The organism is Pseudomonas sp. WS 5010, from assembly GCF_012985565.1.
Taxonomy (GTDB): Bacteria; Pseudomonadota; Gammaproteobacteria; order Pseudomonadales; family Pseudomonadaceae; genus Aquipseudomonas.
Window position 1 is genome coordinate 632,366 of the sequence record NZ_JAAQWQ010000005.1, and the last position, 15,131, is coordinate 647,496.

Here is a 15,131-nt window from a genome sequence, read left to right on the forward strand (position 1 = left end):
GCATTGCCTGTGGGAGCTGGCTTGCCTGCGATGGCGTGGGGGCGTCAGGTGCCCCACGTCTTCGTTAGCGACCATCGCCGGCAAACCGGCTCCTACAGGGTGAGGGTATCCAGTTGCTCTTGCAGCACTTGCTCAAGATCGAACATGGCGTTTTCGATGGCCTTGACCCAGATGGCCAGTTGGGCCCGATCCGCATCCTCGCCAGCCTGCTCCAGCATCTCGCATTGCTCGGCCAGCGTGCGGGCCTGGACGATCCTGGCGGCGCCCTTGATCTTATGGGCCTGATCGATCAGGTCCTGGTGAGCGCCTTGTGCGAGCAATGCCATCAGTTCCTCGCGATCACGACGGCTGCTGCTCAACAGTTCTTCCAGCAGGCGCCGGCTTAACAACGGATCTCCGCCAGTCAGGGCGTTCAGGCTATCGAGGTCGAAGATCCGCGCTGGCGCCAGCGGGGTGATCTCGGCCAGGTGGCGCTCCAGTGTCGTAAGGCTGATGGGCTTGAACAGGCAGTCACTCATCCCCGCATCCCGGCAGCGCTGTTTTTCCTCCGGCTGAGCATTGGCGGTGAAGCCCAGGATGATGCAGGGCGGCATGTTTTCCCGTTGTTCATGTTCACGGATCGCACGGGCCAGTTCATAGCCGTTCATGACCGGCATGTTGCAGTCGGCGATGATCAGGTCGAAGTGTTCCTGGCGCCAGGCCTGGAACCCCGCCGCGCCGTGCTGGACCGCGGTGAACCGGTGCCCGAGGAAGCCCAGTTGCTGGCACATGAGCAGGCGGTTGGCCGGATGGTCGTCCACCACCAGCACATTCAGGATTGCTGCCGCATCCTGGGGCGCAGGCTTGAGCTCGATCAGCGGGTAGGCAGGTGCCAGGCTGGTCATCTGCAGCGAGACAAATACCTGGGTGCCGACACTGGGCACGCTGCTCAAGGCCAGTTGCCCGCCCATCATCTCGCACAGGCTGCGACAGATCACCAGTCCAAGACCCGCGCCGCTCCTGGCCAGGTGCCCGGAATTGTCGGCCTGGGAAAAAGGTTCGAACAGGCGTTGCTGGTCGTCGCGGCTGATACCGATGCCGGTGTCCTCGACCACCAGTTTCATCTGGATTTGCTGCGGCTGCCCGGTGGCCTGGATATCCACCTTGATCTTTACCTCGCCCTGTTCGGTGAACTTGATGGCGTTGCTCACCAGGTTGGAGAGGATCTGCTTGAAGCGCAGCGGATCGATCTGTACGTCACGCTCGTCGACGCCGGGATTGAACGCCAACAGCAGGTTGAGATTCTTCTGGCGTGCCAGGCCATCGAACACTCGCACTACCGACTCGATCAGTTCGCGCAGGTTGACGCGCTCCGGCGCCAGGCTCAGGCGGCCCGACTCGATGCGCGCGATGTCGAGAATATCGCCAATCAATTCCAGCAAGTCCTTGGCCGAGTTGTAGGCCACCTCGATGGCCGGGCGATCCAGGTGCCCGTGGTCGGCACGCTTGAGGGTCAACTCCAGCATGCCGATCACCGCGTTCATGGGGGTGCGGATCTCATGGCTCATGGTTGCCAGGAACGTGCTTTTCGCGCGATTGGCCTCATCGGCGCGGTCCTTGGCTGCGCGCAGGTCATCGAACAATTGGCGACGTTCGCTGATGTCGATCCAGCCGCCGATGATGCCCTGGACCTCACCAACGGAGTTACGGTAAGGCAGGATCCAGTGGTAGATCGTCAGGTGTTGCCCGCGAATATGCAGCGGGCGGTCAACGATCAGCGGCTTGCCTTCGGCCACCACCCGCAGATAGTCGGCGTGATACTGGTTGGCTTGCGCCTCGCTGGCCAGGCTGCTCTGCATGACACTCTTGCCGATGACCTCCTCGCGCTTGACGCCGAAGACCTGCAGGTAACTGTCATTGCAGGTCTGCAGCAAACCGTTGCGATCGCGCACGTAGATCGGGTGCGGGGTTTCATTGACCAGGGCACGCATGAACTCGTATTGATCGCTCAGGGCCCGCTCTGCCATCTGCCGGTGCTTGATTTGCCGGCGCATATAGCCGTTCCAGGCCAGGGATGTAAGCAGCAGCAGCCCGGCGGCGCTGATGATCTGGATAATCAAGCGGTGGTAGTTGCGCCAGTAGCTGTCGGAGGCGGCTGTGTAGCCACGCCAGCGGTTGTTGATCACCCCAAGTTCATCCGGCGCGATGCTCAGCAGTGCCTTGTCGAGGATCGAGGCCAGTTCGGTGGCGCTGCGTGAGGTGGCCAGGGAGAACGAGGCCAGTTGTGTACCGATACTCGAACTGATCTGCAATTGGCCCTGGAAGAAATGGGATGAGAGGAAGTAGTTGGCGACAACCAACGAGTTGACGGCCCCATCCACATGCCCCTGGGCCAGCATTTCCGAGGCCTTGAAGGTATCGCTGGCCTCCACCAGGGTGATCTGCGAATACTCCCGGCGCAGATAGTCCACCAAGGGGTTGCCTTCGGTGATCGCGAGTTTTTTTCCCGCTAGTTGCTCAAGAGTCGAGGGCGCTCCAGGCTCCTTGCGTGTCAGTAGAACGTAGGAGTTCTGCAGGTAGGGACGGCTGAAGTCGAGCTTGGCTTCGCGTTCGCGGCTGGGACTGATGGCGGCAATAATATCGGCGTTGCCGTTTTCGACCTGCTCGATCATTTGGTTGACGTTACGGGTGTTCTGGAACTCCAGGTGCAAGCCCGTGCGTAGCCGTATCAACTCCAGCAGGTCAGCGGTCATGCCACGCAACTGGCCGTCGGAATCGATGAACGTCAGTGGCGCGAGGGTTCCGTTGATGACCACTTTTACCACCGGGTGGTCCTTAAGCCAGCGCTCTTCACGTTGGCTCAACTGCAGCTTGTGGTCGGTCAACAGGATATCGCTACCCGCACTCCAGCGTTTGGCGATGTTTTCCCGCTCGTAGGTCCCTACGCCTGCCAGGACCGCATCGACGATGCCTAGCAGGGTTTGCTGGTTGCGGTGTACGGCAAAGCTGAAGCCGTAGGCTTCGTGCTTGCCGAAAGTGGCCATGCGGATGTTCTTCAGGTAGCCCTTGTTGATCATGTAATGGGTGGAAATAGTATCGCCGAGGAACACGTCGGCCTGGTCGAAGGCCACGGCGTTCAGCGCATTCAAATAAGACGGATAGACCTGGATGATCGCATTCGGGTACAGCGCTTCGACGTCCTTTAGCGGCAGGTAGTGGTAGACAAGGCTCAAGCGCATGCCCGCCAGCCCGTCATTGAGCGGGCGGGTTTCTGCGTCACGGGTGACCAGTACCGGCTGGTCGACCGCGTAGGGCGTTGACAGGACAATGTCGGCGTTGCTCGCTTCAAATCCGTTGGCGCTGCCCAGCAAGTCGATTTTCCCGTCTTCCAGCGCCTGGATGGCCGCCTCCCGCGAGGGGTAGCGCAACACCGTGACGGGCAATGCCAGGGCTTTGGCCAGGATCCCCGCGTAGTCGGCAGTAATACCTTCGTAATCGTGGCCGCTGGCGGTAATGTCGAAGGGCGGGTAGTCGGGTGTCGAGGTTCCCAGCACCAACTCACGTTTGTTTTGTAGCCATTGGCGCTGCGTGGGGTTCAGTTGGGTGTCCAACTGAACGGTACCGGCACGACTCAGCAATGAGTAGCGTTCTGGAGCGGTTTGAGTGGCTGACACGGCTGTACTCAAGCACAGCCCGGCACTCAAAATGATTAGATAGTCCTTTAAACGCCTTGGCATCCTGTTTCTCACACTAACGCGTTGCGTTTTGCCATCTCGATAAGTTCTACCAAGGACTTGGCCTTGAGTTTTTGCATTAGTCGTTTTTTATAAGTGCTGACCGTTTTATTGCTGAGGAACATACCTTTGGCAATCTCCTTGTTTGTACGGCCTTGTGCAAAAAGTTGTAAGACCATAAGTTCTCGGTCATTGACTGACTTGAAAAGATTCAGTTCTTCATTTTCGCCGAGTTCGGCGCCGGTGGTGTTCAATGCTTGACTTGGGAAATAGTTGTAACCTGAAAGTACAGCCCTGATGGCACTTAGTAGTTCACTCAGATCACCTTCTTTGCAGACATAACCATCGGCCCCTGAACGCATGCAGCGTGTGGCAAAAAGTGTCGGGGACTGGGCGGTCAGAATCAACGTTTTCATTGGAGTACTCATTGCATTGAACCTGCAGAGAACCTCCAGTCCGTCGAGCTTGGGGATGCTGATATCAAGTATGATGAGGTCTGGCAGACATTCGCGGACCATTTGTATTGCATCACAACCGTTATCTGTTTCGCCGACAACTTTGTAACCTTCATGTTCCAGCAACATTCGGATTGCAAGTCGAATAACCGGGTGGTCGTCAATAATAAAGACTGTATTCATGAGCCAATTCCATACTAGTGCAAATAAGCGCGCACATTAGCTCAGAAGGTAGGGTAGGAGCATGAAGGGAAGGCTGAGCAGATATAAAACAGGAAAATTCCTACCATAAAAAAGGTATTGGACTACAACGCGCTAAGGCTTTGTTGGCCGTGTTGTAAGAGTTTCCTAGGTGAAAGGTTTGAAAGCTGTGCAGTGTTATTTGTAAGAGGGATGGGGGCGATATTTCATTTGTGAATGCGTTTAATGTCCTACGTTAAATTTTGAAAAGTTACTTTGGCAGCTCTCGGTATGTTGATGCAGTAGGGTACTTCAGCTTTGCCGGGTGATTTGGGGGTAAATGCCAGATGGGGGCTCTTTAGTCGTGGGCTAGCGCTGATTGGTTGATCAATTCGATCCAGGCTTCTTTGTTCAAGGGCTTAGCCAAATATCCAAGCAGACGCAAGTCACGTTGTATTGCCAGGGTTTTCAAATATTCCAGTTCGAGGGCGGGCAGGCCACTTAGCAATACAGCACTTTTGACAAAGCCTGCATGGCTGGCTATCTCCACCAGCTCCAACCCGGTGAGGTCGGGCAGGCATTGATCACATAACATCACGTCGAAGGGGACCTCGGTTGTACGCATCAACTTGATTGCCTGCTCGGCATTTGCGGCGGGTGTCAGTTGGTCGTAGCCGAAACTCTTGAGCAGGCACTGAATGGCCAGGAGTTGAAACGGGTGATCTTCCACCAGCAGGATGCGCAATTGTCGTTCGGGCATAGGAAGTTCCGTGGAAGTAGCTGTAGGCGCAAAGATGCCAGCCAGTGCCTGTGTCTGTTTGCCCTGTGAGCAAGACGTCGGGCTATCTTGGGTTTGCGTGAATGTAGGAGCTGAGCGCTGGGGTGGATAAGAGAGGGGTGATTATTCATCGGGTGTTGGGGCAAATTCGATCAGGCTGCTCTGGTGCTTGCGTAGGTCGATTCTTCGAGGCAAGCGCCCAGGCAGGAAAACCTGCCTGGGCCATGGGTCATTGAGGGTAGGAGCGCCCGGTCATTTCCCGGGCCATCTCACTGGCGTAGCTATCGGTCATGCCGGCGATGAAGTCGATCATGCGCAGGAATGAGCGATGCAGCGGCCAGTCAGGATGGGGTGCGCTGTTGCCCAGCAAATCCAGGACGCGTCGATTCTTGAAGGATGGAGTACGGCCGCCATGCTGTTCCAGGGCAGCGCCGCAGAAGGTGTTCAGCAGGATCTCCAGGGTGGTGTAGGCGCCGATCTCATGCAGGGTCTTGCGCTTGTCCTGGAAGATTTTCTTGCGTGCCATGTCCTTGGCATTCAGTACACAACGTTTGGCCGGGCCATGCATATGTTCCACCAGGTCGCCTTGCAAGGTCCCGGCCAGTAGCGCCTGCTGTTGCTCGACGAACGCCCGCGCGGCGGCGTTGGTCAGGTGCTCGATGGCCTTGCCCCGCAGGATCGCGAGTTTGCGTCGCCTGGAGTCCTGGGGCCCCAGTTGCCGGTAGGTTTCCGGCAGGTCATCGCCCACCAGGTTCAGCAGCAGCGACTCGACCTCGGCGTACTCCAGCAAGTCCATCTCCAGGCCGTCTTCCAGGTCGATCAAGGCGTAGCAGATGTCGTCGGCGGCCTCCATCAGGTACACCAGTGGGTGGCGTGCCCAGCGTTGTTCCTCGAGTTGCGGCAGGCCGAGTTTCTGGGCGATCTGTTCAAGGATCGGCAATTCGCTCTGGTAGCAGCCGAACTTGTGTTTCTTGTAGCCCAGGGAGTCGGCGTGGCGGGCGGTCCATGGGTATTTGAGGTAGGTGCCCAGGGTGGCGTAGGTCAGGCGCGTACCGCCGTCGAACTGGTGATATTCCAATTGCGTCAGCACGCGGAACCCTTGCGCGTTGCCTTCGAAATTGAGGAAGTCATTGCGCTCGGCGCTGCTCATGTCGTCCAGCCAGCCACGGCCGGCTGCCTGCTGGAACCAGTGGCGGATCGCATCTTCGCCGGAATGGCCGAACGGCGGGTTGCCGATGTCATGGGCCAGGCAGGCCGATTGCACCACCATGCCCAGGTCGCTGGGGTCGCACCAGTCAGGCAGGGCGCTGCGAATGGTTTCGCCCACGCGCATGCCCAGGGAGCGCCCCACGCAACTGACTTCCAGCGAATGGGTCAGCCGGGTGTGGATATGATCGTTGCTGGTCACCGGATGGACCTGGGTCTTGCGGCCCAGGCGCCTAAAGGCCCCGGAGAAGATGATCCGGTCATGGTCTTTGTGAAACGGGCTGCGGCCCAGCTCTTCTGGGCTGTGCAGCGGTTTTCCAAGGCGTTCGCGGGTAAGCAGGGTAGGCCAATCCAAGGCGAGGGCTCTCCGTGGGATGAATGTCGACCCCCAGCTTCCCGGTTCGGCGGGCCTGGAGCAAGCGAAAAACTACAGGCCGGCGGCGTCAATATCGATTAACAGCAGGCGCTGACCGTTATCGAAGAATTGTCCTGCTGTCAGGCAGTATTGATTGGTCGTGGCATCGCGGTAGGTACTGGACAGAATCAAACGGCGTTCCTCCCAGCCTTCGGCCAGCAGGTGATAGAAGTAAGGGCGCCATGACCAGTTGTGGCCCAGGTAGTGGCTGTCGGCTTGCCAGGCATCCTGGCGCCACTCGAAGTTGGGGGTCAGTTGGGTGCCGTGGCGATCGCACTGATAAAACCGCAGCAGCCGGGGAAAGCCCGGCAGCCAGGGCAATTGACTGAGAGGCTCCTGGGCCAGCGCCCAGCCTTGCAGGATCTGCATCAGTTCGATCAGTTGCTGGCGCAGCAGCATGATTCGCCCGCGCTCGGCCAGTTTGTGCTGCACGTAAGCCTGGCGCAGCACGGCGAAACGCGGGACGAATGCGTCGGCGGCGAACCACTCCAGTTGCGCCTGGGCAAACAGGTAGCCCTGGACATACCGTGCGCCACATTCAAGGGCAAAGCGCAGTTGCGCTTCGGTTTCCACGCCTTCGGCAATGATCCAGCATCCGGTTTTTTCCGCCATTTGCGCCAGGGCGCGCACCACCTCACCGCTGGGTCCGCCGAGGGCCGCTGCCTGGAACAGGCGCATATCCAGCTTGAGGATATCCGGGCGCAGGGCAAGGACCCGATCCAGTTGGGAATACCCGGCACCAAAGTCATCAATGGCAATCCGCGCTCCCGCCTCGCGGTAGCGGGCGACGACCTCGGCCAGGCGCTGGCTGTCGCCTCCCAGTTCAGTGATCTCAAACACGATGCGCTTTGGATCGACGTCATGGGCGTGTAGCTGTTTCAGGCTGGGCAGGGCTTGACCCGGTCGCAGCAGGGTGATCCAGCGTGGCGAGATATTGAGGCTCAGGAACCAGTCTTCAGGCGCCTCATGCAGGCGGCTCAGGGCGTTGTCGCGGATCTTGCGATCCAGGCGCCGCAGCGCCGAAGTGGGCGTGCGGGCATCGGCGAACAGGGGGCCGACCGAGTGCAGTTGGCCATCTGCCTGGCGCAGGCGGCCCAGTGCTTCCACCCCGGCAATGCGCCCGGTGGCGGTGTCGATAAATGGTTGGAAACAGGCGAGCGGTTGCCCGTCAATCACAGAGCCTCCTTAGGGTGCTTCGGCATGAAAAAAGCCCGGTACCTGTAGGGAGGGAACCGGGCCTGATCCGTTTGCAAGAATGCAGCCAATTGTCTCAGGACTTGCGGGAGGCACCCTGCATCGCGAGCTTGATCAAGGGGATCAGCCCCGCACCGAGCCTTATCAGGCGGGTCATGGTGCCGATGCTGCCACCCTTGGCGCCTTTGCCGGTGAAGAATCCCAGCAGGGTCACAGCGGCGACGCCCCACAGCGGCGCATGCTTGATCCCGAACCCGTCCTGCCAGCTTTGGCCCAGGTTGCGCACTTTTTGCAAGGGCAGCAGCAATTGCTGGGACTCGTGGCGAATTTCCTGGCGGTGCATTTCCATGCGCAGGCGGATCAAGGCCTTGCGCATTTCCCGCCGGGAATTGGTTTGCGGCAGTTCAGTCAGGCTCATGGCAGCAGGCGCTCCCGGTCGTTGGCCAACTCTTCGAGGGTGGCGTGGAAAGGCGTGGATTCATCGAACACCGCGGCCTTCAAGCGCAACCCGCAGAACGCTGCGGCGAGTACGTAAAACACGCATAGGCTGATGATCCCGGTCAGGCGATAGGTATCCCAGACCAGGATCATGACCAGCGCCGACAACCCCACCAGCAGCAACAGGGCGAACACCAGTGCCAGTCCGGCAAACAGCAGCAGGCTGACGGTGCGTGCCTTCTGTTCCTGCAACTCGATGCCGAACAGCTCGACATGGCTGTGCAGCAAGCCCAGGACAGCCGCGCCGAGGCGCCGCGATGAGGAACTTGGGCCCGTGGACGAGCCGGTTTCGCCGATAGACATGATTAGCGCCTTGTAGCCAGCAGGCCGATCAGAAAGCCCACGCCGGCAGCGATGCCAACGGATTGCCAAGGGTTGGCCTGTACATAATCCTCGGTGGCGGTGACCGCCGCCTTGCCGCGTTCGCGCAGGGAATCTTCGGTCAATTTCAGGGTTTCCCGGGCCTGCAGCAGGCTGTCGTGGATCTTCGAGCGCAGTTCATCAGCCTGGTCACCGGCCAGAATCGCGGTGTCATCCAGCAGCTTTTCGGTATCGCTGACCAGGGTCTGGAAATCTTCCATCAGTATTTCTTGAGCAGTCTTCGCCGTTTTTCTGGCCATGGTTATCTCCGTGAGTGGCTGTCTGGTGCTTGAACGGGGTTTTGCTTGAGAGTCGCCGGCATTGCTGAAGGTTCACTGCAATTGTCTGGTACAGCTTTTGCTTTGCCATGGTGCGCCAGCCCAAAGGTTTGCGCGCAATGCGGGCGGTTTCGGCCAAAGCCTTGAAAAACCTTACCCTAAATCACTAAAACCCGTGGAAAAACCCGCAAGTCATTGCTGTCTTCAACAGTCGTCGCGCCAAAGCGGTTCATATCCTCTGTAGAAGGGTAGAGCACGCAGTGCCAATTTAGTGCGCGATCGTAGGGCGATGAACTGCTTTGGTGCTTTTTCCTCAACTGCAGGCCTGCCAATCCCCATGGAAAATGTGCAAAGCGCGGTGGACACCTTGGTCCACAGCTCCAATACGCTGTTTATTCTGATCGGCGCGGTGATGGTCCTGGCGATGCATGCCGGCTTCGCGTTCCTGGAAGTCGGGACGGTACGGCAGAAGAACCAGGTCAACGCGTTGTCGAAAATCCTCAGTGACTTTGCGGTCTCGACCCTGGCCTATTTCTTTATAGGCTATTGGATCTCTTATGGGGTCAGCTTTATGCAGCCGGCCGCGGTGCTCAGTGCCGACCATGGCTACGGCCTGGTGAAGTTCTTCTTCCTGCTGACCTTCGCAGCGGCCATCCCGGCGATCATCTCCGGGGGGATTGCCGAGCGGGCGCGCTTTGTTCCACAGCTGTGTGCCACGGCGTTGATCGTGGCGTTCATCTACCCGTTTTTCGAGGGCATGGTGTGGAATGGCAACTTCGGCCTGCAAGCCTGGTTGCTGGCGACCTTTGGTGCGACGTTCCACGACTTTGCCGGTTCCGTGGTGGTGCACGCCATGGGTGGTTGGCTGGCGCTGGCGGCGGTGTTGCTGCTGGGCCCACGCCAGGGCCGCTATCGCGATGGGCGCCTGGTGGCGTTCGCGCCTTCGAGCATCCCGTTCCTGGCGCTGGGTTCGTGGATATTGATCGTCGGCTGGTTCGGTTTCAACGTCATGAGCGCGCAGACCTTGTCCGGGGTGAGCGGGTTGGTGGCGGTCAATTCGCTGATGGCCATGGTGGGCGGCACCGTGGCGGCACTGGTGATCGGGCGAAATGACCCAGGCTTCCTGCACAACGGCCCGTTGGCCGGGCTGGTGGCGATCTGCGCGGGCTCCGACCTGATGCATCCGGTGGGCGCGCTGGTTACCGGCGTGGTGGCTGGCGGCTTGTTCGTCTGGTGCTTTATCGCTGCCCAGGACCGGTGGAAGATCGATGATGTGCTGGGTGTCTGGCCGCTGCATGGCCTGTGTGGCGTGTGGGGCGGGATTGCCTGCGGGATTTTCGGCCAGAGCGCCTTGGGTGGGTTGGGCGGCGTAAGCCTGATCAGCCAGTTGATCGGCACCGCCCTGGGAGTGGTGGTGGCCCTGGCTGGCGGGTTGCTGGTGTACGGCGTGCTCAAGCGCATCTGCGGCCTGCGCTTGAGCCAGGAAGAGGAGTACTACGGCGCGGACTTGTCGATCCATAAGATTGGCGCCGTCAGTCAGGATTGATCGGGTCTGCACGGTTGTCGTCGGTGTGCTGGTAGAAACCGTGGAGCAAGCGGTAGCGGTTGCGCCGCACTTCGTCGACCCGGTCGCGCACCTGCTGGTCGGGCAGGCCGAGCATGATCATCGCGTGCGAGGCGAGCATCAGGCTTGACTCCAGTAGCTCGGGCACCACTTCACTGGCCCCGGCGGCTTTCAGTTCAGTCAGCTGGCTGTCGTCGCGGGTGCGCACCAGGATCGGCACTTTATGGTTGATCCGCCGTGCTTCCTTGAGCACCGCCAGGGCCACGTCGCTATTGTCCACGGCAATCACCACCAGGCGCGCGCGCTCCAGGCCGACGGCGCTGAGCAGGGCACCGCGCCGGCAATCACCATAATGCACGCTGCTGTCCTCGGTGGCGGCTTCCTGCACGCGCTCGGGGTCATCGTCCAGGGCAATGAACGCTTGTTGTTCACGGCGCAGGAAGCGCCCGATGGATTGACCGACCCGGCCATAGCCGCAGATCACCACATGCCCGCGTAGCTCAGCATTGAGCGCGGTGATGGCCTCCAGTTGCACTTGCTGGTTGGGTTTGCGATGCAGGCGCAGCGCGATCGCGGGCGCGGCCCGCAGCAGCAAGGGCGTGAGCAGCATGGAGCAGAACGTCGCTGCCAGTAGCAGGCTGCTGATTTCGCCGGGCAGCATATTGCTCAATTGCATCTGCGCCATCAGCGCAAAGCAGAACTCGCCGCCCTGGGCCAGCGCCAGGCCACTGCGCCAGGCGGTTTCGCTGTCGCTGCCGCGCAGCTTGACCAGCGCGGCGACGATGCAGCCCTTGATCAACATCAGCGCCAGGGTCAGCCCGAGGATCTGCAGGCTGTGGCTGATGAACAGCTGCAAGTCGATCAGCATGCCGATACTGACAAAGAACAGCCCCAGGAGAATGTCGCGAAACGGTCGGATATCCGCTTCGATCTGGTGCCGGTAATGGCTTTCCCCCAGCAGCATGCCCGCCAGGAACGCGCCGAGGGCCGGCGACAGGCCCAGCAGGTGCGTGAGCCAGGCCGTGAGTAGCACGATCACCAGGGCCAGCAGTACGAACAGCTCCGCCGAATGCGAGGCGGCCACTTCGTGGAACAGGCGCGGCAGCAGCCAACGGCTTGCAAGCAGCAGGCCGAGGAACAGCACCACGGTCTTGCCCAGGGTCAGCGGCAGAGCCCAATACCAGGCCTGCTCGCTGCTGCCGGCGAACACCGGCACCAGGGTCAGCAACAGCACCGCGACCACGTCCTGGAACAACAGCACGCCTATTGCGTTTTGCCCATGGCTACTGAAAATCTCCCCCAGGCTGGTCAGCTCCTTGCTCACAATCGCGGTGGATGACAGCGCGAGCCCTGCCCCCAGCAGCAATGCGGCCACCGGCGACATGCCCATCAACAGCAGCAAGGCGCCCAGCACCACGGCGCAGCACAACACTTGCAGGCTGCCGAGGCCAAACACCACCCGGCGCAGGCTGAGCATCTTGGACAGGGAAAACTCCAGGCCCAGGGAAAACAGCAGGAACACCACGCCCAGTTCGGCGAGGTCTGGCAGGTCTTCGCTGTCATTGACCCAGTCCAGGGCGGTTGGCCCGACGGCCAGGCCCACGCACAGGTAGCCGAGCACCGGCGGCAGTTGCAGCCGGCGGAACAGTGCAATGACGACCAGGGATGAGGCAAGAATGATCAGCAGGTTGGCAAACACAGACATCTCCGTCGGGGTGTTGCAGGAAAAAAGCCGCGAGAATCGCTGAATCAGTTATAGGCCATGGTGATCTGGATCAGGTCTTTGGCATGACTCGACGAGGTTTTTCCCGCGGCCTAGAATGAGGACCTGTTTCTTATCGGGTCTGTACATCATGCCTCCTGAATGCCAGTTGTTCGGCACCCTGGGCTGCCATCTGTGTGAGCTTGCCGAAGATGAAATCATGCCGTTGGTCGAACATGGGCTGTTGGTCGAGTTGGTGGATATCGCTGATTCCGAAGCACTGTTCGAAGCCTACGGCCTAAGTATTCCGGTGCTGCGCCGGGTGGATACCGGGGCGGAACTGGGTTGGCCGTTCGACACTGAACAGGTGGTCGCCTTTCTAATCTAGCGCCATCCCCATGGCAGGTTGCTGATTATTCGGTTACTGTATGTTTGTACAGCGATTGAGTGAGAGGGAACGCCCGTGGTGAATGTCGAACAACTGAAAAGCAGCGTCAACCGCATGTCTGTCGACGTCGTGCGCGATGCGGTGAATGAACTGCGGCTCGATGGCCTGGTCACGGAAGGCAAGACGCCGTTCAACAAAGTGCATTTCAATACCTGCTTTGCCGAAATCGAAGCATTGTTTCAGCGCGCCGGTTATCACAAGCAACTGGACGTGGTGGGATACCAGGGATTGCTGTATGCCTTGTACGACCCTGGCCGCTGGGAGGCGGTGGACGTGCTGCGCTGGCTCAAGGAATTCACCGAGGCTGCCAGTGCTTCGCCGGTGTTGCGGGCCGAATTGGTCAGGGCTTGAGCTTCTGGGGGATAATGCCCCCTTTGTTTCCAGGCCTTGAGCGTACGCATGTCCGATACCGGTTTTTCCGCTGCCCAGAACCAAGCCAGTACCTTGTACCTGCCGCCTGGCCCCTGGGTGACGGTACTCGATTGCCTGTGCGAGCATTTTCGCGCCATCGGCCGCGAGCAATGGCTGGACCGCATCGCCCGTGGTCGGGTGCTGGATGGCAACGGCCAGCCCATCGCCGTGGATCTGGCCTACAAGGAAGGCTTGCGCATCCACTACTTTCGCGAAGTGCCGGATGAAAAACCGATCCCGGTGCAGGAAACCATCCTGTACGCCGATGAGCATCTGGTGGTGGCTGACAAACCACACTTCCTGCCAGTGACGCCCGCCGGCGAATATGTCGAGCAGACTTTACTGCGCCGCCTGATCCGTAGCCTGGATAACCCGTCGCTGGTGCCGCTGCATCGCATTGATCGCCATACCGCAGGGCTGGTGTTGTTCTCGGCCAACCCGCAAAGCCGCTCGGCGTATCAGCAACTGTTCCCTACCCGCCAGATCGATAAAATCTACGAAGCCATTGCCCCGGCCTTGCCTGCGCTGACATTCCCGCTGGTGCACAAGAGTCGCCTGGTGGAGGGCGAACCGTTCTTCCGCATGCAGGAAGGGCCCGGTGCAAGCAACACGGAAACGGCGGTGCAGGTGCGCGAAAAAAACGGCGACCTGTGGCGCTATGGCCTGTTTCCGGTGACCGGCAAGAAGCATCAACTGCGCGTACATATGACGGCGCTGGGCGCGAGCATCTGCAACGACCCGTTTTATCCCGAGGTCATCAAGGATGCCGTAGATGACTACGCCAACCCGCTCAAGTTGCTGGCCCAGGGTGTACGGTTTATCGACCCGGTAACCGGCGAGCAGCGCAGTTTCAGCAGCAGAATCGTGCTGGACTGGTGATATTTCCCACGCGCCAGATACAACAAAGCCCGCTCAAAAGCGGGCTTTGTTGTATCTGGCGTTAAGACTTACAGGTCTTTAACGGTGCGAACCTGATCCTTGTTGATGCGGGTACGCTTGCCATCCAGCTGTTCGAATTCGTAGAAGCCCGAATCCTGATCGAATTTAGGGGTGTCGACAGCCTGGATTTCGCGACCGTCATTCAGGGTGATCACTGTTGGCGAGGCGCAACCGGCGAGGGTGGCAAGGCCCAGTGCAAGCATGAGAGCGGCGATGGTCCGTTGAGTCATGAGTCTTCTCCGAGAGTAATGCTGTGTTGAGTTCTGACCTTGTGACGTGTGCAACGTCGGCAAAGTTCCTTGTTCTAGCGCTCATTCTGACACGCCGGGGCGTGGGTGCAACAACTCTGGTGTATTGAGGTTGGCCAGGCGCGGATCGTTTTCGGCGCATTCGAGCGCCTTTGCCCCCAGTTTCAGGAGAATCTGGCGCGGGCTGCGCTCTGCAGCCTGCCAGGCGCGCTCCACATCACCGCGCAGGCGCGTCGGTATGACGCAGAGCAAAGGCTCCCAGAACTCGCCATGGCGGATCATCACCGGCACCTGTGGGTGTTGCCGTGCGGTGTCGAGCAGGTCTGCCAGCAACTGCCCATCGATGTGCGGCACATCACAGGGCAAGATCAATAGATGTTCATGGCGCGCGGCGGTCAGCCCGGCGCGGATACCGGCCAAGGGGCCCGGGAAGTCCGGACTGTCGTCGCTTACCAACTGGTCGGCATAGGCGGCGTACTGCACCTGGTTGCGGTTGCAGGAGATGATCAAGTCATCGGTCAACGGCCGCACCAACTGGTGCAGGTGAGCAATCAGCGGTTGCCCGTGCCAGTCGAGCAGGCCCTTGTCCAGGCCGCCCATGCGCTGGCCGCGACCGCCGGCCAGCAACAGGATCGAGCAGGGCAGGGGCGAAGAATTGAATGGCATGACGGCTCCGCGCAGGCAGTGAAATAGGGGCCTGTGATATAACATCGGGCTGTTTCTTAGACAACCGGACCGAGCC

Annotated in this window: 15 protein-coding genes; 4 read left to right on the plus strand and 11 right to left on the minus strand. The window is 59.8% G+C overall.

Features of this window, described 5'->3' with window-relative positions; genetic code table 11:
• Positions 1 to 92 precede the first annotated feature (92 nt).
• From HBO11_RS19850 to HBO11_RS19885, 8 genes are all read right to left on the minus strand, one after another.
• Complete coding sequence (locus tag HBO11_RS19850; RefSeq protein ID WP_169952622.1) at positions 93 to 3,716, minus strand: transporter substrate-binding domain-containing protein; 3,624 nt, start codon at positions 3,714 to 3,716, stop codon at positions 93 to 95.
• An 8-nt stretch (positions 3,717 to 3,724) separates the two neighbouring features.
• On the minus strand, positions 3,725 to 4,351 hold the full coding sequence (locus HBO11_RS19855) for a response regulator transcription factor (RefSeq protein WP_169952620.1): 627 nt from the start codon (positions 4,349 to 4,351) through the stop codon (positions 3,725 to 3,727).
• Positions 4,352 to 4,706: 355 nt separating this feature from the next.
• Positions 4,707 to 5,108, minus strand: a complete 402-nt coding sequence (locus tag HBO11_RS19860) for a response regulator (RefSeq protein ID WP_169952618.1) — start codon at positions 5,106 to 5,108, stop codon at positions 4,707 to 4,709.
• Between the two features lie 247 nt (positions 5,109 to 5,355).
• Entirely contained in the window at positions 5,356 to 6,687 is a 1,332-nt protein-coding gene (locus HBO11_RS19865; RefSeq protein ID WP_169952616.1) for a deoxyguanosinetriphosphate triphosphohydrolase, read from the minus strand.
• A 72-nt stretch (positions 6,688 to 6,759) separates the two neighbouring features.
• Positions 6,760 to 7,923 carry an EAL domain-containing protein gene (locus HBO11_RS19870; RefSeq protein WP_169952614.1) on the minus strand — a complete coding sequence of 388 codons (1,164 nt, stop codon included), beginning with the start codon at positions 7,921 to 7,923 and terminating at the stop codon, positions 6,760 to 6,762.
• A gap of 94 nt (positions 7,924 to 8,017) precedes the next feature.
• Positions 8,018 to 8,359 carry a hypothetical protein gene (locus tag HBO11_RS19875; RefSeq protein ID WP_169952612.1) on the minus strand — a complete coding sequence of 114 codons (342 nt, stop codon included), beginning with the start codon at positions 8,357 to 8,359 and terminating at the stop codon, positions 8,018 to 8,020.
• Positions 8,356 to 8,742 carry a phage holin family protein gene (locus HBO11_RS19880; RefSeq protein WP_169952610.1) on the minus strand — a complete coding sequence of 129 codons (387 nt, stop codon included), beginning with the start codon at positions 8,740 to 8,742 and terminating at the stop codon, positions 8,356 to 8,358. Before HBO11_RS19880 ends, HBO11_RS19875 begins: the two co-directional genes overlap by 4 nt.
• Positions 8,743 to 8,744: 2 nt before the next feature.
• Entirely contained in the window at positions 8,745 to 9,059 is a 315-nt protein-coding gene (locus tag HBO11_RS19885; RefSeq protein WP_029298079.1) for a YqjD family protein, read from the minus strand.
• 355 nt (positions 9,060 to 9,414) lie between these two features.
• Here HBO11_RS19885 and HBO11_RS19890 point away from each other — a divergent pair, with 355 nt between their 5' ends.
• The gene (locus HBO11_RS19890; protein ID WP_169952608.1) at positions 9,415 to 10,623 is read left to right on the plus strand and encodes an ammonium transporter; all 1,209 of its coding nucleotides are present in this window, start codon (positions 9,415 to 9,417) and stop codon (positions 10,621 to 10,623) included.
• On the opposite strand, the gene HBO11_RS19895 is transcribed toward HBO11_RS19890, so the two are convergent.
• Entirely contained in the window at positions 10,610 to 12,340 is a 1,731-nt protein-coding gene (locus HBO11_RS19895; RefSeq protein WP_169952605.1) for a monovalent cation:proton antiporter-2 (CPA2) family protein, read from the minus strand. The two genes, HBO11_RS19890 and HBO11_RS19895, sit on opposite strands and share 14 nt — an antisense overlap.
• A gap of 154 nt (positions 12,341 to 12,494) precedes the next feature.
• On the opposite strand from HBO11_RS19895, the gene HBO11_RS19900 reads away from it, so the two are divergent.
• The 3 genes from HBO11_RS19900 (at position 12,495) to HBO11_RS19910 (ending at position 14,081) form a co-directional block, all read left to right on the plus strand.
• Entirely contained in the window at positions 12,495 to 12,731 is a 237-nt protein-coding gene (locus HBO11_RS19900; protein ID WP_169952603.1) for a glutaredoxin family protein, read from the plus strand.
• Between the two features lie 75 nt (positions 12,732 to 12,806).
• Positions 12,807 to 13,142: a transcriptional regulator gene (locus HBO11_RS19905; RefSeq protein ID WP_169952600.1), complete on the plus strand. Its 336-nt coding sequence runs from the start codon at positions 12,807 to 12,809 to the stop codon at positions 13,140 to 13,142.
• A gap of 48 nt (positions 13,143 to 13,190) precedes the next feature.
• Entirely contained in the window at positions 13,191 to 14,081 is an 891-nt protein-coding gene (locus HBO11_RS19910; RefSeq protein WP_169952597.1) for a pseudouridine synthase, read from the plus strand.
• 68 nt (positions 14,082 to 14,149) lie between these two features.
• Here HBO11_RS19910 and HBO11_RS19915 read toward each other — a convergent pair whose 3' ends face one another.
• Positions 14,150 to 14,371: a YgdI/YgdR family lipoprotein gene (locus HBO11_RS19915; protein ID WP_029298091.1), complete on the minus strand. Its 222-nt coding sequence runs from the start codon at positions 14,369 to 14,371 to the stop codon at positions 14,150 to 14,152.
• 81 nt (positions 14,372 to 14,452) lie between these two features.
• Positions 14,453 to 15,055, minus strand: a complete 603-nt coding sequence (gene mobA, locus HBO11_RS19920; RefSeq protein WP_170058942.1) for a molybdenum cofactor guanylyltransferase MobA — start codon at positions 15,053 to 15,055, stop codon at positions 14,453 to 14,455.
• Positions 15,056 to 15,131: the final 76 nt, after the last annotated feature.